This window comes from Candidatus Magnetobacterium casense (assembly GCF_000714715.1).
Classification (GTDB): domain Bacteria; phylum Nitrospirota; class Thermodesulfovibrionia; order Thermodesulfovibrionales; family Magnetobacteriaceae; genus Magnetobacterium; species Magnetobacterium casense.
Window position 1 is genome coordinate 37,501 of sequence record NZ_JMFO01000010.1, and the last position, 19,754, is coordinate 57,254.

22 protein-coding genes, 2 tRNA genes and 1 pseudogene (1 of these 25 running past the window's edge) are annotated in these 19,754 nt (G+C 48.7%); 11 read left to right on the top strand and 14 right to left on the bottom strand.

Annotated elements, in window-relative coordinates; translation table 11 throughout:
• From Mcas_RS16515 to Mcas_RS07305, 5 genes are all read right to left on the bottom strand, one after another.
• Window positions 1-1,210, bottom strand: partial view of an Lcl C-terminal domain-containing protein gene (locus Mcas_RS16515; RefSeq protein WP_052566981.1) — the 5' portion only. It extends 593 nt beyond the left edge of the window; only the first 1,210 of its 1,803 coding nucleotides appear in the window; its start codon is at window positions 1,208-1,210; the stop codon falls past the left edge of the window.
• A gap of 204 nt (window positions 1,211-1,414) precedes the next feature.
• On the bottom strand, window positions 1,415-1,819 hold the full coding sequence (locus Mcas_RS07290; RefSeq protein ID WP_040334867.1) for a GxxExxY protein: 405 nt from the start codon (window positions 1,817-1,819) through the stop codon (window positions 1,415-1,417).
• 307 nt (window positions 1,820-2,126) lie between these two features.
• Window positions 2,127-3,905, bottom strand: coding sequence for a reverse transcriptase domain-containing protein (locus tag Mcas_RS16520; RefSeq protein ID WP_156033240.1), 1,779 nt, complete (start codon window positions 3,903-3,905; stop codon window positions 2,127-2,129).
• Between the two features lie 58 nt (window positions 3,906-3,963).
• Window positions 3,964-4,272 (bottom strand): four helix bundle protein, encoded by a 309-nt coding sequence (locus tag Mcas_RS07300; protein WP_040334868.1) that lies wholly within the window; start codon window positions 4,270-4,272, stop codon window positions 3,964-3,966.
• A gap of 80 nt (window positions 4,273-4,352) precedes the next feature.
• Window positions 4,353-4,760: an Lcl C-terminal domain-containing protein gene (locus Mcas_RS07305; protein ID WP_162176274.1), complete on the bottom strand. Its 408-nt coding sequence runs from the start codon at window positions 4,758-4,760 to the stop codon at window positions 4,353-4,355.
• 644 nt (window positions 4,761-5,404) lie between these two features.
• Here Mcas_RS07305 and Mcas_RS07310 point away from each other — a divergent pair.
• Window positions 5,405-5,794, top strand: a complete 390-nt coding sequence (locus tag Mcas_RS07310) for an LA_3696 family protein (RefSeq protein ID WP_040334869.1) — start codon at window positions 5,405-5,407, stop codon at window positions 5,792-5,794.
• Between the two features lie 180 nt (window positions 5,795-5,974).
• Here Mcas_RS07310 and Mcas_RS07315 read toward each other — a convergent pair whose 3' ends face one another.
• From Mcas_RS07315 to Mcas_RS07325, 3 genes are all read right to left on the bottom strand, one after another.
• Entirely contained in the window at window positions 5,975-6,364 is a 390-nt protein-coding gene (locus Mcas_RS07315) for a HEPN domain-containing protein (RefSeq protein ID WP_040334870.1), read from the bottom strand.
• Window positions 6,361-6,687, bottom strand: a complete 327-nt coding sequence (locus Mcas_RS07320; RefSeq protein ID WP_081853688.1) for a nucleotidyltransferase domain-containing protein — start codon at window positions 6,685-6,687, stop codon at window positions 6,361-6,363. The genes Mcas_RS07315 and Mcas_RS07320 overlap by 4 nt, the downstream gene beginning before the upstream one ends.
• 187 nt (window positions 6,688-6,874) lie before the next feature.
• Window positions 6,875-7,372 (bottom strand): Lcl C-terminal domain-containing protein, encoded by a 498-nt coding sequence (locus Mcas_RS07325; RefSeq protein WP_052566985.1) that lies wholly within the window; start codon window positions 7,370-7,372, stop codon window positions 6,875-6,877.
• A 490-nt stretch (window positions 7,373-7,862) separates the two neighbouring features.
• Between Mcas_RS07325 and Mcas_RS07330 the strand changes: the two genes are divergently transcribed.
• From Mcas_RS07330 to Mcas_RS07345, 4 genes and pseudogenes are all read left to right on the top strand, one after another.
• Window positions 7,863-8,252: an LA_3696 family protein gene (locus Mcas_RS07330; protein WP_040334871.1), complete on the top strand. Its 390-nt coding sequence runs from the start codon at window positions 7,863-7,865 to the stop codon at window positions 8,250-8,252.
• A 142-nt stretch (window positions 8,253-8,394) separates the two neighbouring features.
• Window positions 8,395-9,825: pseudogene (locus Mcas_RS07335) on the top strand (RtcB family protein).
• 29 nt (window positions 9,826-9,854) lie between these two features.
• A complete protein-coding gene (locus Mcas_RS07340; protein WP_040334872.1) occupies window positions 9,855-10,181 on the top strand; it encodes a nucleotidyltransferase domain-containing protein in 327 nt (108 codons plus the stop codon).
• A complete protein-coding gene (locus Mcas_RS07345) occupies window positions 10,178-10,963 on the top strand; it encodes a menaquinone biosynthetic enzyme MqnA/MqnD family protein (protein ID WP_040334873.1) in 786 nt (261 codons plus the stop codon). The genes Mcas_RS07340 and Mcas_RS07345 overlap by 4 nt, the downstream gene beginning before the upstream one ends.
• A 52-nt stretch (window positions 10,964-11,015) precedes the next feature.
• Here the strand turns inward: Mcas_RS07345 and glnA are convergent, their stop codons facing one another.
• The 4 genes from glnA to Mcas_RS07365 form a co-directional block, all read right to left on the bottom strand.
• Window positions 11,016-12,428 carry a type I glutamate--ammonia ligase gene (gene glnA, locus Mcas_RS07350; RefSeq protein ID WP_040334874.1) on the bottom strand — a complete coding sequence of 471 codons (1,413 nt, stop codon included), beginning with the start codon at window positions 12,426-12,428 and terminating at the stop codon, window positions 11,016-11,018.
• Window positions 12,429-12,470: 42 nt separating this feature from the next.
• Entirely contained in the window at window positions 12,471-12,809 is a 339-nt protein-coding gene (locus Mcas_RS07355; protein WP_040334875.1) for a P-II family nitrogen regulator, read from the bottom strand.
• A 68-nt stretch (window positions 12,810-12,877) separates the two neighbouring features.
• Window positions 12,878-12,951, bottom strand: a tRNA-Arg gene (locus tag Mcas_RS07360).
• 30 nt (window positions 12,952-12,981) lie between these two features.
• A tRNA-His gene (locus tag Mcas_RS07365) sits at window positions 12,982-13,054 on the bottom strand.
• Window positions 13,055-13,366: 312 nt separating this feature from the next.
• Here Mcas_RS07365 and Mcas_RS07370 point away from each other — a divergent pair.
• Both Mcas_RS07370 and Mcas_RS07375 read left to right on the top strand, forming a co-directional pair.
• A complete protein-coding gene (locus Mcas_RS07370) occupies window positions 13,367-13,552 on the top strand; it encodes a hypothetical protein (protein ID WP_040334876.1) in 186 nt (61 codons plus the stop codon).
• Window positions 13,545-13,727: a type II toxin-antitoxin system RelE family toxin gene (locus tag Mcas_RS07375; protein ID WP_081853690.1), complete on the top strand. Its 183-nt coding sequence runs from the start codon at window positions 13,545-13,547 to the stop codon at window positions 13,725-13,727. Before Mcas_RS07370 ends, Mcas_RS07375 begins: the two co-directional genes overlap by 8 nt.
• 350 nt (window positions 13,728-14,077) lie before the next feature.
• Here the strand turns inward: Mcas_RS07375 and ilvN are convergent, their stop codons facing one another.
• Window positions 14,078-14,566, bottom strand: a complete 489-nt coding sequence (gene ilvN, locus Mcas_RS07380; protein ID WP_040334877.1) for an acetolactate synthase small subunit — start codon at window positions 14,564-14,566, stop codon at window positions 14,078-14,080.
• A gap of 19 nt (window positions 14,567-14,585) precedes the next feature.
• Window positions 14,586-16,319, bottom strand: a complete 1,734-nt coding sequence (gene ilvB, locus Mcas_RS07385; RefSeq protein ID WP_040334878.1) for a biosynthetic-type acetolactate synthase large subunit — start codon at window positions 16,317-16,319, stop codon at window positions 14,586-14,588.
• A gap of 156 nt (window positions 16,320-16,475) precedes the next feature.
• Here ilvB and Mcas_RS07390 point away from each other — a divergent pair, with 156 nt between their 5' ends.
• The 4 genes from Mcas_RS07390 to Mcas_RS07405 are packed head-to-tail and all read left to right on the top strand — an operon-like array spanning window position 16,476 to window position 19,752.
• Window positions 16,476-17,672 (top strand): GAF domain-containing protein, encoded by a 1,197-nt coding sequence (locus Mcas_RS07390; RefSeq protein ID WP_040334879.1) that lies wholly within the window; start codon window positions 16,476-16,478, stop codon window positions 17,670-17,672.
• Complete coding sequence (locus Mcas_RS07395) at window positions 17,642-18,259, top strand: sensor histidine kinase (RefSeq protein WP_156033242.1); 618 nt, start codon at window positions 17,642-17,644, stop codon at window positions 18,257-18,259. The genes Mcas_RS07390 and Mcas_RS07395 overlap by 31 nt, the downstream gene beginning before the upstream one ends.
• 2 nt (window positions 18,260-18,261) lie before the next feature.
• Window positions 18,262-18,645, top strand: coding sequence for a response regulator (locus Mcas_RS07400; protein WP_052566986.1), 384 nt, complete (start codon window positions 18,262-18,264; stop codon window positions 18,643-18,645).
• 15 nt (window positions 18,646-18,660) lie between these two features.
• The gene (locus tag Mcas_RS07405) at window positions 18,661-19,752 is read left to right on the top strand and encodes an HD domain-containing phosphohydrolase (RefSeq protein WP_040334920.1); all 1,092 of its coding nucleotides are present in this window, start codon (window positions 18,661-18,663) and stop codon (window positions 19,750-19,752) included.
• The last annotated feature ends 2 nt before the right edge of the window (window positions 19,753-19,754 follow it).

Consider the following 19,754-nt stretch of genomic DNA (forward strand, 5'->3'; position numbering starts at 1 on the left):
CGCCGCAGGGCGTCCCCCTGAACTTGCCGTTGCAGTCGAAGTCGTACCATCCGCTAGTGCCGTACTTTTTCACGTGATTGACGACAATCCCACGGGGCAGATAGAACTTCACCTGGTTGACCGTGCCAGTCTGGACACCCGTCAGTGTGAACGACAAAGTGCCCACGGGCAACTTTGTGCTCGCGTTGCCTGTAGTCAGGCCCAGGCCGCCGAGGTCGGGGGTTGTGACTGAGCTGATGGTGCTGATGTTGACGGATGGATCGGCTGCCACGGTTATGTACTGTGAGTTGGCCGCGTGGAATGACTCCACGTTGCCCTGTAGCCTGTCGGGGACGCCGTCGCCGTTGCCGTCGTAGTTGGGGTCGTTGCCGCCGGGGCCTTGCTCCTCTGTGGCTGTGTTAAACGTTGCTGTTACCTCCTTTGCTGCCGACATTGTTAGCGTGCAGGTTGAGGTTGTTCCGGTGCAGTCCCAGCTCCAGCCGGCGAATGTTGAGGGGGCGGTTGCGTTGTCGCTGGCCGTTGCGGTCAGGGTCACGGATGTGCCGGTGGCGAAGCTGGCGGAGCACGTTGCGCCGCAGTTAATCCCTGCGGGTGCGCTCGTGACGGTTCCGTCGCCTGTGCCGGAGATCGAAATGGCCAAATTGACCAAAGGATCAACATGTCCGCCCCGTACCGGCCACACGTAGTAGCCGTTGAAGGACTTACCGAAGGCGCCGACGTAGCCCCAGTGCATGTGGACGATCCACGCGCTGGACGTATTGTAAGCGCAGGACGTAGACGACCAGTAGTAGTCAGACTGCACATTAGTAAAGGGGTGGCCGGATGGAAGCGATGGGGCATACATTGCACGGTCAACCAGACTAAACAGCTCTTTCCGGTTTGGCAGCTGCCAGTCGGTATAGCCATACGTACCGGCTCCGGTGTTCATTGACGCGACATAGTCCAGGGCCTGCTGCCATATCCTGCTTCCGCCGGGAAGGTTGGCGTCCTTCGTCCACATCAGCCCCGTGAGGTTGTCGGTGACCGTTTGGTTGCCGTTGTCCGTGAAGCGCGGGCTGGGCCAGGCCACGCCCCTTTGTAATGCACCGTCATCGCCTGTGGCGTAACTTGTTGTCTGTCCCGTTTCGGGCAGGCTTACGGTAGCAGCCATGACTGCCACGGGCAAGATTAGAGAGAGAAGCAGTACTGCAAAAATAACCTTCTTCAACATTTGTTTCCTCCTTTTTTTATGCTCTACTTTGTTTGGTTGTTTTTTTGTCTGAACTAGGATTTAACGGATTCAAGGATTTACAGGATGTGTTAGAGAGGGCTTTATCCCTTTCTCCTGTTAATCCTTCCGTCCGGTTAAGACTGGTATAACCATCATGCTTCATCCTGAAAATCAATCCTGTATAATCTTGCATAATCAGTGTAATCAAGGTTCAGACAGTCTTTTATGGTTTGTGGATACATACTTCTTGTTATACAGGCGTTTAAACTCCAGGCTTCTACCACCGAAGTTTATCAATAAGCCTATTTCAAGATTATATGCTTCGAGATAATTTATCGCCTGTGCCATGTGAACCTTCTCCATTTCAATTATAGCCTTAAGCTCAACCATTATAAGGTCTGCAACTAAGAAGTCTACCCTACGTGTCCCTACCATATCTCCTTCGTAAAAGATTGACATCTCAAGCTCCCTCTGAAACGGAATCCCTTGCTTCAGCATCTCGATTTCCATACACCTTTGATAAATCACCTCTTGAAAACCGTTACCCATAATTGTGTGCACCTTCAGCGCACAACCAATTACCTTCTCCGTTATCTCACCATGCTTCATCTAAATTCTCTTGTCTGAACTAGGATTTAACGGATTCAAGGATTGACAAGATTTTCTTGAGAAGGCGTCATACCTTTTCCGTGGTAATCCTTCCGTCCGTTTGGACCTAATCTCACCATCATGCTTCATCCTAAAAATCAATCCTGCATAATCCTGTATAATCCGTGTAATCAAGGTTCATGCCTTTTTGTCTGAACTAGGATTTAACGGATTCAAGGATTTATAGGATTTGTTAGAGAAGGCGTCATACCTTTTCCGTGGTAATCCTTCCGTCCGTTTGGACCTAATCTCACCATCATGCTTCATCCTAAAAATCAATCCTGCATAATCCTGTATAATCCGTGTAATCAAGGTTCAGACACTTTGTTTCTACCCGGCGCACAGGCAGGCGATTTTTTATCCTGCCAATGTAACCTTCTGTCTCTTTCACTATAACTATCGACATTACCCCACTTTTCATGAGTTTTTGCAGATATACAGACTCATAACTCATCGGAAATCCATACTTCGTACCCCTTTGGTTATCTTTCATCCTTTTCAGACGCAAGGCATCTCGCACTTCAGTTATCGGTTCATCATAGAATTCATAGAAATAACCCACTTGGAAAAAGATCACCGAGTGTCTGAATATACCCGCGTAATAGAGGTACTGCATCTTTGAGGTCTTAAACAGGCCGGCAAACCGATAGGCCGGTAATATGCAGTCATACTCAAAGGAAAAGAACTCGTACAGGAAGCTATATCTCTCAAGTATGGCATTCCTCAAATCATGAGTATCGGCCCATTTTAGATGTCCAAAGTACGAGGCGAGCACACAGCGCAGACCTTCCAGCACATCGTAAGCGTATATGAACTGCCTCATTGTCTCATCTTCTATGACGAGCCGTCTTTCATACTCGTCAAGCCTTGCCATCAGGTTATTCACAACCCGCCTCCTTACAAGGGTATATTCTTGCCTGATTATGTATCCAAGGAAGTCTATCCCATTGGTTACCGGATGTACAACACCGTATCTCTCGTTTACAACAAGAGACAATCTGGTTTCAACAAATACCCTTACCTTATCTCTTACCTCCTCAAGCCATTGCCTGGACGTATGGAGGATCAGAAAATCATCGCAATACCGGACATAATACCTGCACTTGAGGGTGTGCTTTGCAAACTGGTCAAGCTCATTCAGATATACATTTGCAAAGAACTGACTCGTTAGATTACCCACCGGCAGACCTCTGTTTTCCGGGGCATGAAAGAGACTCTTATGGTGAGGCAAATGCCTCAATAGATTCACGTCGCCCTTTATCACGCAGTTTGAGGTAGGCTTATGGTGTATTATTGTGTATGCGAGATATAGCAGGTCATTGTCCTTTACCTTCTTTTGCAACATACTGTAAAGGATGTTCTTCTCGATAGTCATGAAGAAGTTCTTGATATCCATGTGCAGATAATAGAGCTTCCTATGTCCGTTGTCGCTCCCTTTACGTATGAAGGACTTGACCTTTGCAACTGCCCTGTGTACTCCCTTGTCTTTTCTGCACGCATAGGAGTCGTAGATAAAGATAGGCTCGTAGATCAGCTCAAGCCTTTCAACCAACACGTGATGTACAACCCTGTCCCTGAAGTCAGCCGCTATTATTTCCCTCATCTTGGGCCGCTCCAAAATAAAACAGACAGTGCGGGAGGGACTGTAGGTCTTTCCTGTTAATTCCTCAGAAAGATCAAATAGCTTTTCTTCTGCGTTTACCTCAAACCTCAGCGCATTCATCGTCTTTCTCTTATTACGCCTGCACTTGAGGTAACACCTGTAAAGGTCTTCAAAAGAAAAGAGAGGCGGTAACCATTCTCCGCTCCGTACCGGCCACACGTAGTTGTTGTTGGACTTATCGTTGGCGTTGACGTTGCCATCGTTCATGTTGACGATCCACGCGTTGGACGTATTGTTAGCGTAGGACGTAGACGACCAGTAGTTGTTAGACTGCACATTTGCCCATCCACTTGTGAGTATTTCACCAGGCAATCCACTGCGGTATGCCTGATTACCAGCCAATGCCTGTAAGGCGGGATGGGCGCACAATGATTTTCTATGCACACCCGACAATCTGTTTCGGCGGATGTTATACCGACAAAAAAGAAAGGCAGTTCCGGCATTATTTCTTACCTCTTACTGATTTCATCCACCCCTCGCACTGTCTGCTTAATGATATAGTGTCTTCAATGAGGCGCTTAAAGGCATCAAAATTCTTGAATGCCTTCACTTCCTTGCCCACCCTGAAAACAATCCTGAGTTCCTCGATCGTATCTCTTAGCACAGTGAGTGAGTTGATCTTGTCAACCTCTGAATTGGCCTTTATTATCAACCGTATAACCATTCGTGACAGGTCTCTCATATCACCTCCGATACTGTATTTATTGTATCGCGAAAAACCCCTCACCGTGTTATCAACGTATATCACCATGTCAAAGGCCCTCCTGTATATTGGAAGATGCTCATACTGTGCCATTGTAAAATATCCAAATAATCAAATTATCAAATGACCTATTGTCCGCTCCGTACCGGCCACACGTAGAGGCCGTACGACTTAACGTTGGCGTGGACGAAGCCAACGCCCATGTAGACGAACCACGCGCCGGACGTACTGTCAGCGAAGGACGTAGACGACCAGTAGTAGAGAGACTGCACATTGGTAAAGCCCTGCGAATTCAGCCATGTCGCCGGATTAGCTTGTTCGGCGTTGACAAGGCTCTCCAGTTCGTTGATGTTTGGCAACCGCCAGTCGGTATAGCCATACGTACCAGCTCCGGTGTTCATTGACGTGACATAGTCCAGGGCACCTTGCCATGTTACGGTTCCGGCAAGGTTGGCGTCTTTCGTCCACATCAGCCCCGTTAGGTTGTCGGTGACCGTGTTGGTAGCGGCGGTAAAGCGCGGGCTGGGCCAGGCCACGCCCGCCTGGATTGCGCCGTCGTCGCCCGTGGCGTAGGTGGTGGTCTGCCCCGTCTTGGGCAGCTCGATGGTACCGGCGTAGGCGGCTCCGGTAAGGCACGCGACTCCGAGTACCACGATTAACACCAGGGTGAGCAAGACCTTTACGCCGGGCGCGTTAAAGGTTTGGAGATGCTTCTTCCTTGGGTTGTTGTTTGTTTCAACCATAACTTCCTCCTAAAACAATTCTTGATTTTTGTCCCCTGCATGACCGGTAAAACCGGCCTGCTTATTCTATTAACGGATCGTGTTAAATGGCTAAAAGCAAGGAAATAGCCACAGGCAGCGATCAGGCAATATTCACGCGGCAAAAAAATAGGTATAAGGACGGACGTTGAAGGATTGGTGATAAGGAAACAGACTATTAAAGGATGCGTTATATGTGCTTGCTTGCTTGCTTGCTTGCTTGCTTGCTTGCTTGCTTGCTTGCTTGCTTGCAATAGGGATGCCAGAGGCCCTGGGCCTTTATATTTTTCTCCTCAGGTACGTTAAGTTTAAGCACTAGGATAGTTTAGCAATATATCGGGTGCAATTGTCAAGGGGTCGAAAAAATAAAACAATCCCCCGACTTGCGTTTTCGCAGGTACGGGTTGTATAATAAATCCATGAGCGTAATAACGATACCGCGGGTGTTAAGAGACAAGCTCGGCGAGGAGGCAACTGAGGCCTTCGTCAAGGTCATCAGCGAGGCGGGTCTGGACACCAGGAGAGACTTGGCTACTAAGGACGACTTGTTTAAGGTAGAGACCAGACTCAAGGAAAATATAGCTAAAGTTAAGGAAGACGTCAACAAGACAGAACTCAAACTCAAGGAAGAAATCGCAAAGACAGAGATCAGACTCAGGGACGAAATCGCAAAGGTCAAGGAAGACAGCGCCAAGATCAGGGAAGACGTTGCCAGGATTAGCGGTGAAATGGTCCTGCTCAAGTTGATGTTGGGCGGTATGCTGGCTGGCATGATATCCCTTATCGTTAAGACGTTTTTCATGCAGTAGCCGATTTTTTTCCCGCTGCATAACCGACCGACGTCCCACCCACAAACTCAAGGCTCTCGCAGGAAGGGGGCAAGGGGGGACAAAGCCCTTCTCTTCTTCGTTATTTCGGCTGCCAGTCGTCGGAGAGGCCAACCCACCGCTGGTCTTATTCACACCGTCCATGACGTACATCTATATATGTCACCGCTTGTGGTGTTCTGCCATATAACATCTTACCTCCAGCAGAAACTCCTTGGCTTGCTCGATCATAGTCTTAACGTCATCGTTGCTAAGGGTGGATTCTATACCATAGTCACCTAATACCCGTTTATCGTAAGCATCCAGTAGCCACCTGTGAAACCTTTTATCAAAAAGGTCGGTCTTAACGAAATGCTCCCCAAAGGCGCTGTGAATACTTCCGTGTTTCCTAAAATTGAGCGTTTTCTCATTCAGCAGCGCCTCCGTAGTATAAAACATCGCATAATAAGCCCTGCCCGCTGCAAAATCGACATCCCCTCTGCTTAAAAGGAATTGGGCAGCAGATATTGCCCTTGATGCTTTGTCCAGAAGTTTTTGGGTTACCTCCATCATGAGGCAACGGCCTCGCCACGTACATTCATTATAAAGGGCGTATTGCCATTGAGCCAGTCGCTATGGGAGACAAATATGCGACTGACACTGACACCATACTCAAGAGAGATGCCTGAAACCAGATATCCGGTACTATCCACTTCATGAGCGTAGTTTCCTATAGCATCCAGAACTATCAGTACGTCAACATCGGATTCCTGATCACTATCTCCGCGGGCATGGGAGCCAAAGAGATAAACTCCTCGCAAACGTCCGCCATACAACCTCCTAAGTCCCAAACTAAGCTCTCTCATCAATGTATCAATATTTTTTCTACTTGCCATCTAATATTTTATCATACTTGGGCTATGTTTTTGCGTAACATGGTTGCCATATTGCAACAGATCTGAAGGGGGCCAGGTGCGACCTGGAGCGTCAAGAAGCGGAGCCGCCCCCTTCTTTCTCTTCTTCGTTATTTCGGTTGCCAGTCGCCGGAGAGACCAAATGACACCATGCCTCCACTGGACATAGTCAAGCCGTCCATGATGTACATGTAGACGCCGCCACCGACCATGCTGACGACCCACGACTGCCAGCGTAGGACGTAGACGACCAGTAGAAGCCAGATTGCACATTGGTAAAGCCTTGAGAACTTAGCCATGTTGACTGAGGATATCTATGTACGTTGAATAGGCTCTCTAACTCGTTGATGTTTGGCAGGCGCCAATCGGTACTGCCAAGATAGCTTGCGGTATTTAGGCAGGCCACGTAATCCAGCGCCGCCTGCCAGGTCTTACCGCCGCCGGTGCAACTGCCCACCGTAGGTGTACCGGCATCCTTCGTCCAGACCAGGCCGGTGAGGTTGTCGGTGATCGTCTGGTCACCGTTGTCTGCGAATCTCGGATATGGCCAGGCCACACCCTTCTTTAGATCTCCGTCGTCGCCCGTGGCGTAGATCGTCGTCTGTCCCGTCTGCGGCAGGCTGACGGTTCCGGCGTAGGCAACGATCAGGCAATATTCACGCGGCAAAAAAGCAAAGATTAGGACGGAAGTTGAAGGATTAGTTATTAAGGAAACAGGCTATTAAGGATGCGTTATATGTGCTTGCTCGCAATAGGGGTGCCAGAGGCCCTGGGCCTTATATTTTTCTCATCAGGTACGTTAAGTTTAAACATAATGTAGTATAGAAAAAGATCGGGTGAATTTGTCAAGGGGTCGAAAAAATAAAACAATCCCCCGACTTGCGTTTTCGCAGGCACGGGTTGTATCGGATGTTCTGCGCAAAAAAAGGCTTACTTCCTTTAAATATAAGGTTTTATAAAAGAAAATGTGTAAACACGTAGACACTAAAACTTGATTTTATTAGTGAGGCATGGTATAATACATTTCATGATAACTTATTAATATAGCAAAGAATTTTAAAATGTAGACACTATCAATTTTGAATAATCGTTTAGTGTCAAGGGGTTACACGATTTTTTACAGTCAAAACCCAGAACATCCGTTGTATAATAAATCCATGAGCGTAATAACGATACCGCGGATATTAAGGGAAAAGTTAGGAGACGAGGCAACTGAGGCCTTCGTCAAGGTCATCAGTGAGGCTGGGCTAGACACCAGAAGAGACTTGGCGACTAAGGACGACTTGTTTAAGGTAGAGACCAGACTCAAGGAAAATATAGCCAAAGTCAAGGAAGACGTCAACAAGACAGAACTCAAACTCAAGGAAGAAATCGCAAAGACGGAATTCAGACTCAGAGACGAAATCGCAAAGGTCAAGGAGGACAGCGCCAAGATCAGGGAAGACGTTGCCAGGATTAGCGGTGAAATGGTCCTGCTCAAGTTGATGTTGGGCGGTATGCTGGCCGGCATGATATCCCTTATCGTTAAGACGTTTTTCATGCAGTAGCCGATTTTTTTTCCCGCTGCATAACCGACAAACGTCCCACCCACAAACTCAAGGCCCCTCCACCTTATTTCTTCTTCTTTCCAAATCGCCGGAACAAATGCTATCATAGAATTATACACAGGTATTAAGGAGGTCTACAGAGATGACGCAACTAAACAGATTAGACAACAACAGGCTTGAGGTACCCGTGGGCTTTAAGGAAGGTATGCGGGTGCGGGGGCTGATATACGTAAATAAGCATTTGGAGCAACTGCTTGAGCCCCAAGCTATTGCCCAAGTGGCCAACGTGGCCATGCTGCCGGGTATTGTGGGGGCATCGCTGGCCATGCCCGACATACACACTGGCTATGGGTTTGTCATTGGCGGGGTGGCGGCGTTTGACATAGACAATGGCGGTATAATCTCACCCGGTGGCGTGGGCTATGACATAAACTGAGGGGTCAGGCTCCTTAGAAGTAACCTTGACAAGAGCAGGGTGCTTCCAAGGATGAAGGACCTCGTTGGGGTCCTATACAGTCAGGTGCCATCTGGGGTGGGTTCACGCGGCCAACTCAGACTCAACAGTGACGACCAGCGCAGTGTAGTCGTCAAGGGTGCAAGGTGGGCGGTAGAGCATGGTTTTGGCAGTGCAGAGGACATAGAAAAAACCGAATCCGGTGGCTGTCTACAGGATGTTGATACTTCGGTCATAAGCGACAAGGCATACGACAGGGGCAGAAAACAGCAGGGCACCCTAGGGTCGGGAAATCACTTCCTGGAGGTGCAGTACGTCAGCGAAATATACGACGAGCGAACGGCAGATGCCTTCGGGTTGTTTAAAAACCAAGTCACTGTGATGATCCACACGGGGTCGCGCGGGTTTGGGCACCAGGTTTGCACGGACTTCCTCTCCACAATGGAGCAAGCCTCCAGGAAGTACGACATCCAACTGGCCGACAAGGAGTTGGCCTGTGCCCCGTTTAATACCCAGGAGGGTCAAGACTACTTTTCGGCGATGAAGGGTGCAGCCAACTACGCCTGGGCCAACCGTCAGTGTATCATGTACTGGTGCATGGAGGCAATATCACAGGTCTTTAAGGGCAGTCCCCAGGAACTTGGCCTGAGTCTGGTCTACGACGTTGCGCACAACATCGCCAAGGTGGAGAAACACGGCACCGACAACCTCGTGGTACACAGAAAGGGCGCCACGCTTGCCCTGCCCCCCGGACACCGGGAACTCTCCGACGTCTACCGCCACATCGGCCAACCGGTGCTCATCCCGGGGGACATGGGGCGGGCATCGTTTGTACTTGTTGGCACGGAGGGGGCGATGCAGCAGTCCTTTGGCTCCACCTGCCATGGAGCAGGTCGGGTGTTGTCGCGCCACCAGGCCCTCAAAAAGGCCAAAGGACGTGCCATCTGGCGCGAGATGGAGGACATCGGTGTCACGGTAATGAGTGCCGGCAGGGGCACGCTCGCCGAAGAAATGTCAGAAGCATACAAGGACATCTCGGACGTCATCGATGTTGTAGACTCCGCCGGTATCTCAAAAAAAGTGGCCATGCTAAAGCCCCTAGGTGTGATAAAGGGATAACAAGCCTCTGCTTGTGAATTGACAACTTTATGAATCGAAACTACTTAGCAGATTTAGATTTAATAGAAGTAATAAAGGATAGATTGGTAAGCGTATACGATCCAAAAGCTATTTACTTATTTGGGTCGTATGCGTGGGGTAAGCCGACATATGAAAGCGACATTGATTTGCTTGTAATAATCGAAATGTCGGATGATAAACCATACAAACGGCCAATCAAAGGTCTCAGGGTGTTAAGAGACTTAAAAATACCAGAAGACATCTTAGTATACACAGTGGATGAGTTCAGCAAGTTGTCAGATGATATGTCTACTTTGTGTTATAAGATTAAGCATGAAGGAATAAAACTCTATTGAGGATAGGCAGGATAGATTTTGCCAACCTATACCCGATCTTTCACTGTCTTGAAAGACTCGGAGACAGGGCAAGGTTGCGATATGAGTTTACAGGGGGCGTGCCTTCCCAGGTCAATGCACTCATGAGACAGGGACTCATCGACGTTGGCCCTGCCTCATCGATTGAGTATCTCAGAAACCGCCACCTGTACGACCTCATACCAGGGCATTGCATCAGTGCATGCGGGCAGGTGATGAGCATCATCCTATTCAGCACCGTTGAGATAGAGCGTTTAGACGGCGCCACGGTACTGACTACGACACAGGCAGAGACCTCCACGGTTCTATTAAGGATCATACTGAGGGAGTTCTATGGTCTTGACTGCAACCTCCGTGGTTCAACCGTACCCCTGATGGCGGGACTGTCACAACATCCAGCCTATCTGCTCATAGGCGACGATGCCCTCATAGAGGCTCAACGTCGTAGCGAACAGTTGTACGCCTACGACCTCAGTTCCATATGGTATGAAAAGACGGGTGAGTCTTTTGTCTTTGCCCTGTGGTTTGCGCAAAAGGGTTTTAATGCCGAGTTGCTCAATAGTCTCCGATGCGACCTCGACCAAGCCAGGGCCGAGGCCATGTCAAACCTCCCCGATATTGCCATCCAATCCCCCTACGCCGGCATAATTGCGCTGGATATCCTGCTCCGGTACTGGCAGACTATCGGCTACGAAATGGCAGAACCTCAAATGCGAGGGTTGAGGCTATTTGAGAAGTACGCAGAACAACTGGGGCTACTGTAAAAAACAGGGGGGCGGAGCAATCGCACACCACGCCGCACCCCCCATTGTGTTTCTATATATCGTAGTACAGGAAGAACTCGTATGGATGCGGTCTTAGTCTGAGGGCATCCACCTCTTTGTCTCTCTTGTAGCGTATCCACGTACTGAGGGCATCTTCCGTGAACACGTCGCCTCTTAGCAGAAACTCATGGTCTGCCTCGAGATTATTGAGGGCTTCTTCGAGGCTTCCCGGCATCTGCGGTACACGTGCCAATTCCTCTGGCTCGAGATCGTATAGGTCCTTATCGAATGCCTCGCCCGGGTCGATTCGGTTCTGTATGCCATCGATACCTGCCATGAGCATTGCAGCAAAGGCCAGGTACGGATTACACGATGGATCGGGGTAGCGCACCTCACACCTCTTTGCCTTTGGGCTGGGTGAGTACATGGGTATCCGGATAGAGGCAGAACGATTGCGTGCCGAGTAGGCCAGATTCACCGGGGCCTCAAAACCGGGTACCAGTCTCTTGTACGAGTTGGTCGTCGGATTGGTGATCGCAGCCAGGGCAATTGAATGCTTTAAGATGCCGCCAATATAATACATGGCCATTTCACTCAACCCCGCATAACCGTTACCGGCAAAGAGCGGATTGCCGTCCTTCCACAGACTCTGATGTGTGTGCATACCGGAGCCGTTGTCGCCAAAGAGGGGCTTGGGCATGAAGGTAACGGTCTTTTTGTGTTTAAGGGCGACGTTTCTGATGACGTACTTAAATATCATGAGCTTATCGGCCATGTTTACCAGCGGTGAAAAGCGCATGTCTATTTCGCCTTGTCCTGCCGTTGCCACCTCGTGATGCTGTGCCTCTACCTCTATGCCGCAGCGCTGCAGGGCCAGCACCATCTCCGTCCGGATGTCCTCCTGGGAGTCAGTGGGGGAGACGGGGAAGTAGCCTTCCTTGTGGCGGGGCTTGTAGCCAAGGTTTGGTTTTTCATCCCTGCCGGAATTCCATATGCCCTCGTTGGAGTCTATATAATAGTATCCGCTATGTGCGTTTTGATCAAAGCGTATGTCGTCAAAAATGAAGAACTCCGCCTCCGGACCAAAGAAGGCTGTATCGGCCAATCCGGTGGATTTAAGATAGTTCTCCGCCTTCTGGGCAATGAAGCGTGGGTCTCTGGAGTAGGGTTCCTTGGTGATCGGGTCAAGGATGTTACAAATGAGATTGAGTGTCGGGTATTGCCTGAACGGGTCCAGCATAGCGGTACTGGGGTCGGGCAGCACCAGCATGTCTGAGGCGTTGATTGCCTGCCACCCTCTTATGGATGAACCGTCAAATCCAAATCCCTCCTCAAAGGATGACGCATGCAATTGGGTTATGGGTACGGACAGGTTCTGCCATACCCCTGGAAAGTCAATGAAGATCAGATTCACCATTACCACATCATTGGCCTTGGCAAAGGCGATTACCTCGTTTGGTGTCATATTACCTCCTGATTTGCTTTTGATTTACTGTATCTGTTTAAATTAGAGAGCCTGCTCTCCTCTTTCACCGGTTCTTATCCTGACGGCCTCTTCGGCGTTGTAGACGAATATTTTGCCGTCGCCAATCTTGCCGGTCTTTGCCGTTTTTTGGATGGTATCTATCACTGTCTCCAGAATGTTATCAGATACGACAACCTCGATCTTTAATTTTGGGATAAAGTCTATCACATACTCCGCCCCCCTGTATAGCTCCGTGTGTCCCTTCTGGCGTCCGAACCCCTTGACCTCAACGACGGTCATACCCTGTATGCCGATAGCGTTTAAGGCATCCTTGACCTCGTCCAATTTGAACGGTTTTATTATGGCCTCGATTTTTTTCACAAAGCCGCCTCCTTTAAATTTTTTAACCGGTTATAGCATAGCAGCAACAGAATTGAAAAAGCAAGACATGCGCCTGAGAGGATTCGAACCTCCGGCCTGAGGTTCCGGAGACCTCCGCTCTAATCCACTGAGCTACAGGCGCGACATTAGAAGAGAAAAAAAAGACGAAAAGGGTGAACAAGGGGACTTGAACCCCCAGCCCCTGGAGCCACAGTCCAGTGCTCTGACCATTGAGCTATGCTCACCACATAATCCTTAAATATAATATTAACATAGCATATAGTTATCAGTGGTGTCAAGGGGGGTGGGTAGCACCACAACCAACCGTGGTTGTCAGGATTTAAGGCACTTTTATATTTTAGCAATATGGCATTGTCACTGTGTTTAAGCGATGTGATCACGCCGGACCGGAGTGCTACCTTTGAGGTTAAGGGGGATTTTTTTGCCGACATATTGTATAATGAGTTGAAAGGGGGTATGCCCCAGCGGTAAATAAGGATCGTAACGGTTCAGCCATAGGCTGTCAAGAAGCTACGCCAACTCATGAGGTGATCAAGATGAAAGTACAGGATATTACCACGGAAGATTTAGACCTATACATAGAACAAAAACTGATAGAGTTTTTAGGAGACCCTGATGCAGGTCTTAGCGTGAGAAGCGATTTTAAGGCCAGACTTTTAGAAAGCCTCAACAAACCCCGCACAACATATTCCCATGAAGAGGTGCTTAAAAGATTTGCATGAAATCATATGGACAGATAATGCGATAGAAGGCCTGGAGAAATTGGACAGGCCAATAAGACAACGAATACTTAAAAAGGTAACGTGGCTAAAAGAAAACTTTGATTCCGTCATACCGGAAAAGCTGATGTGGGGCTTTAGCGGGACATATAAACTCAGAGTAGGTGACTGGAAGTGAGGTATACGATTAACGATAAAACAGAGGAAACGTTAGATTCTCTGATGCGATTACCCTGTTGATTTGATTCTTTGACTTTACAGGCAAAATGAAGCAATTTTGGTAGTCCTGAACAAGTAGTGATACATGTAGACTAAACCCTCATTATTCAATCGTCCATGAAAATGAACATCACCTGCCCTTTGCACTTCTGGATTCCTGCTTACGCAGGAATGACACATATGAGCTAAAAAAGCCATAACACCTTATAACAAAAACCCAAGTTGAGCTATTTAGTTTGTTTATATACAGTATAAGGGATCAAGGGGGGCTGATCCCCTTGACCCCTTATATAGGCATTTCTGTGTTGCCTACTTGTTTCTGAGCATCTCTCTTGCGATGGCGATCTTTCCGGAACGAACGAACTCCTTGACGCCCATTGGCTTCATCAGCTCGATAAATGCCTCTATCTTCTTTTCGTCGCCGGTGATCTCTATGGTGTAGGTCTTCTGACTGGAATCCACGATGCGGCCCCTGAATATCTCCGCCAGACGCAAGACCTCACCCTTGAGCTCCTGCTTGGGAGATACCTTTATCAGAACCATCTCACGCTCAACGTGGTCTACCTCAAAGAGGTCCTGGACCTTGATCACATCTATGAGTTTGTTTAACTGCTTGGTTATCTGTTCTATAATCTGGTCGTCGCCCTTTGTCACGATGGTCATAATAGATATCTTAGGGTCAAGGGTCTCGCCCACTGAGATGCTCTCGATGTTGTAGCCGCGTCCGCTAAACAGACCCGACACACGCGAGAGCACACCAAACTTGTTTTCCACAAGAATAGAGATTGTATGTCTCATCTTTGAACTCCTCTATAGATTATTTTACCGCTTTTAGCTTCTTGTCTTCTTTCTTTGGTTCTTCCTCAAACATCATCTGGTCAATGGGCGCCCCTGCCGGCACCATCGGGTAGACCTTCTCCTTCCAGTCGATGAGGAAGTCCATAAACACCGGCCTCTTGACCCTCAACGCCTCCCTGATGACGTCCTCGACCTCCGACGGTTTCGTAGCCCTCAATCCCACGGCCCCATATGCCTCGGCCACCTTGACGAAGTCCGGGAAGTTGGAAAGATTACTGTATGAGTAGCGCTCCTTGTAGAAAAGCTCCTGCCACTGTCTGACCATCCCCAGGTAGCCGTTGTTGAGGATCGCCACCTTTACGGGCAGGTTGTATGCAATCGTGGTAGCCAGCTCCTGTATGTTCATCTGGATGCTGCCATCGCCGGCAACGTCTATGACGACCCTGTCGGGGTTGGCCACCTGGGCGCCAATGGCCGCCGGAAATCCATAGCCCATCGTGCCCAGTCCGCCGGAAGACAGAAAAGTCCTCGGCTTGTCGTACTTGAAAAACTGTGCCGCCCACATCTGATTCTGTCCAACCTCGGTAGTGATTATCGCATCGCCTCCCGTTATTTCGTAGAGCTTTTCGATGACGTACTGGGGTTTGATCACGTTGTCTACGTACCGGTAGGTCATTGGTCTGAGTTCCTTCCACTGGTCAAGTTGCTTGATCCACTGCTTTCTGATCTCATCCCACTGAGGCTTTTCGCCTTCCTTGAGCATCTGGTTGAGGGCGGTTAGTATCCTCCTGCAGTCGCCCACGATGGGGATGTCTACCTCGACATTTTTCCGTATGGTTGTGGGGTCTATGTCTATGTGTATGATGCTTGCGTGTGGGGCAAAGGCATCGAGCTTGCCCGTAACCCTGTCGTCAAACCTCATACCGACGGCGATGAGCAGGTCTGACTCCTGTATGGCCATGTTGGCATAGTAGGTGCCGTGCATCCCCGGCATCCCCAGGGACAGGTGATTGCTGGAGGGAAACCCACCGATACCCATCAGCGTTGTAGAGACGGGTATCTGCGTGAACTCAGCCAGCTCCCGTAGTTGCTCGGAGGCATTGGATAGGATAACCCCTCCGCCACAGAGAATTACAGGCTTCCTGGACTTTGAGATAACCTGGGCGGCCTTTTCTATCATCCACTTGTTGCCGTCAAGGGTGGGGTTATAGCTTCTGATGTTGACCTTATCGGGCCAGTGAAAGGCGCACTGGGCTGCCGTTATGTCCTTGGGCAGGTCTATCAGCACCGGCCCCGGTCTGCCCGATGAGGCAATATAAAAGGCCTCCTTGATAATGTATGCCAGGTCGTTGACGTCCTTGACAAGGTAGTTGTACTTGGTGCATGGACGTGTAATGCCCACAATGTCTGCCTCCTGGAAGGCATCGTTGCCAATGAGCATGGTCGGCACCTGCCCTGTGAATACCACGATGGGGATGGAGTCCATGGCCGCCGTGGCCAGGCCGGTGACGGTATTTGTGGCTCCGGGTCCCGATGTTACAAGGGCAACGCCTATCTTGCCGCTTGATCTCGAGTAGCCATCTGCCATGTGCGTGGCGCCTTGTTCGTGCCTGGTGAGTATCAGTTGAATGTCCTTATCGTCATACAGGTAGTCAAATATATTTAAGACAACCCCGCCGGGGTAACCAAATATATGCTTGACGCCCTCCTTCTTAAGTGATTCAATGACTATTTGTGAACCGCTGACTTTCATCTTCATTTACCTCTTAATAGAATTTAAACCAATAGTATAGCATAAATCTGTATTTAATTTAAGAGTACTGGACCACAATTAGCTCCCTTCTCTTATGAACAGATAATAAGTTACAATATAGCATCGGGTGAATATGGTAACATTAATGTGACAGGTATGGATGACAGTAAAAGACTCATAGAGCAACTCAAGAAGGAATTAGAGTCCAGTAATAGGCAGGTTGCCAGGTTCATGGAGCAAGAACGAGTACTCTGCCGTACCAGGGGTGCGCTGAAGGCCGTGAGAGAATGTCAGAAGGTCTTGTTTAACTCCACGGACGAACAAATATTGCTTGAGAAGACATGCCGTGTTATTGTCGAGAGTGCCGGGTATAAGTTTGCGTGGGTTGGTTATGCGCAAAATGACAACGACAAAACGGTCAGACCGGAGGCACAGTTTGGTTACGAAGATGGTTATCTGACCTCAATATATATATCATGGAATAATGAACCCATTGGCTGTGGTCCTACCGGCACCGCCATACGCACAGGTAAACCGGCCATATGCCGGGACATCCTGACTGACCCTCAATATGAACCGTGGCGCCAGGAGGCAACCAAAAGAGGCTTTGCCTCTTCCATCGCCTTACCCCTGACCTCTGACAAGGCGGTCTATGGCACATTAAATATATACGCAACCGAGCCGGATGCCTTCGATGAGGACGAAACAAACCTCCTGATGCACATGGCCGAGCTGCTGTCCTTTGGAATAAACGAAATCAGAATGCGTAAAGAAATAAACAGGATAAACGAGCAAAACACAAAAAACGCACACCTCTTGGACCTGATATTCAAACACACGTTAGACAGCATCGTGCTCCTTGACAGGGATTTTAATTTCCTAAGGGTCAGCCATACCTATGCACGGGTATGCCAGAGGGACATATCAGACTTCATCGGACGCAATCACTTTGAAGTATATCCGACTGACTTTAGGGATGAGGCCGAGGCTGCCAAAGCCGGTAAGTATGTCTACAGCAGGGTTGAACGTCCGTTTGTGTTTCCGGACCATCCGGAGTGGGGTACAACCTACTGGGACCTGGCCCTGGTGCCTATCCTCGATGACACCAATGAGATAGAGTTATTTTTGTTTACCCTCAAAGACGTCACTTTGCAGAGGCGTTACAAGGACGAATTGATGGCCCTAAATGCAGAACTCCACAAGATAATACAAGAGGAAGTGGAAAAAAACAGGCGCAAGAACCAGATCATGTATGAACAGTCGCGACACATCGCCATGGGTGAGCTACTGTTTAACATTGCCCACCACTGGAGACAACCCCTGTGTTCAATAGGCCGATGGTACAGGACATAGAGGACGCCTACAGGTTTAAGGAACTCGATGCCGCCTACATCGCAAACTCCTCAAAGGTCATCATGAAGGAACTACTGTATCTGTCAAACACCATAGACGAATTCAAGGCCTTCTACACCGACGGCAATAGCGAAAAAACACGCTTTAACCTCTCAGACACGGTACACAGGGTCTTGTCGATGATGACGGACTATTTCAGAAGTAAAAAAGTGGCCGTAGAAATTGACATTGACAACAGTATCAATATTGATGGCTGCGTTAATGAGTTCTCACAGGTGCTCCTGAATATCCTGGCAAACATAAGGGATGTCTTTGAAAAACGCCATGTTGCAAATGGAGTAGTAAAGATCGTATCATATAGACAGTCGCAGACCGGGAAAGTGATCCTGACCTTGACGGATAACGGCGGCGGAGTAGACAATGATATAATAGGGAGGATATTTGACCCATATTTTACTACCAAAGACAAGAGCAGAGGAACCGGCCTTGGGCTGTACATCGCCAGGGTGATAATAGAGAACAACATGCACGGGACGATAACGGCGGTAAATACAGCAGATGGTTGCCAGTTCAGGATAGAGATTTAAACATGTCAGATGCACATATAAATGAAAGTGTACTAAAGGAGTTAACCGTCCTCTACGTTGAGGATGACAACGTTCTTAGGGCTAACCTAGGTAAATACCTCAAGAGGCGTTTTGGTCAGGTGTTCCTGGCCTCTAACGGGAAAGAGGGGGTTGACATCTATAAAGACACCAGGCCGGATGTGGTCATAACGGATATAAACATGCCGGTGATGGATGGCAACGAAATGATAAGGCAAATCCTGGAGATAGATGACGCACAGCCAATTATAATAACAACAGCCTTCAATGATGATGAACACACCAGCAGCCGTTGTATCAACCTCATAAAGCCAATAGATATGAACAAGTTGCTGGAGGCAATTCTTTACTGTATGGGCTTGCAATAACAAATGGATATAGATATGGATTATAGTGACAAGTTAGACCTGCTGTTGAGACTTGGCAGTGAGATATCAAGGGAGAATAACCTTGGGAGACTGCTTGAGAAGTTTGGCGACTTCTCGAGGGACATTGTGGACGCCGAGAGGTGTTCGATCTTCATACACGATGACAAGCGCAATGAGCTATGGACGATGTTTTCCCACGGGGTGGAGGAAATCCGCCTGGCGGTCAATCTCGGCGTCGCAGGCTATGCCGCAAACACCAGGGAGATACAAATCGTCACGGATGCCTATAAAGACTTCAGATTCTCAAGTGCTACGGACAAAAAGCTCTCCTATGTCACCAACACCATCCTCGCAGTACCGCTCTTTGACAAAAAGGACAACGTCATAGGGGTCATTGAGGCCATCAACAAGAAAAAAGGCCTCTTTACAAACCTCGATGCCGAACTGCTGCTTTTGTTGTCCCAGTATGTAGGCACTACGCTTGAAAACGTATTTCTCTACAACAAGCTCAAAGACACAAACACAAAGCTGATCAGCAAACTCTCAACCACCGTCGAGTTCAAAAACCTAAACACCACCAAACATACCACAAGGGTCTCCCTGTATGCAAAGACGCTGGCCGAAGCCTATGGTATCGAAAAAGACGACGTCGAGATTATCAAACTCGCCTCCCCCCTGCACGATGTCGGCAATATAGGTATCCCCGACAGCATTCTAAATAAACCCCAACAGCTCACTATTGAGGAGTTCGAAATTGTAAAGACACACGCAACCCTCGGCTACAATATATTAAAAGATGAGGACAACGAAATACTTCAAACCGCCGCTATCATCGCCAGGGACCACCACGAAAGATGGGACGGCACCGGCTATCCCAACAGAACAAAAGGACACAACATATCCATACACGGCAGAATAGTCGCCATTGCAGACGTCTTTGACGCACTGACATCAAAGAGACCATACAGAGACCCCTGGAGCATTGAAGGGACTGTTGAACTGTTGAGATCCGAAAAGGGCAAACACTTTGAACCCTACCTCGTTGACGTTTTTGTAAGAAACATCGCCAATATCAAAGAAATCTACAACGAATATAAGGATGAATAAAT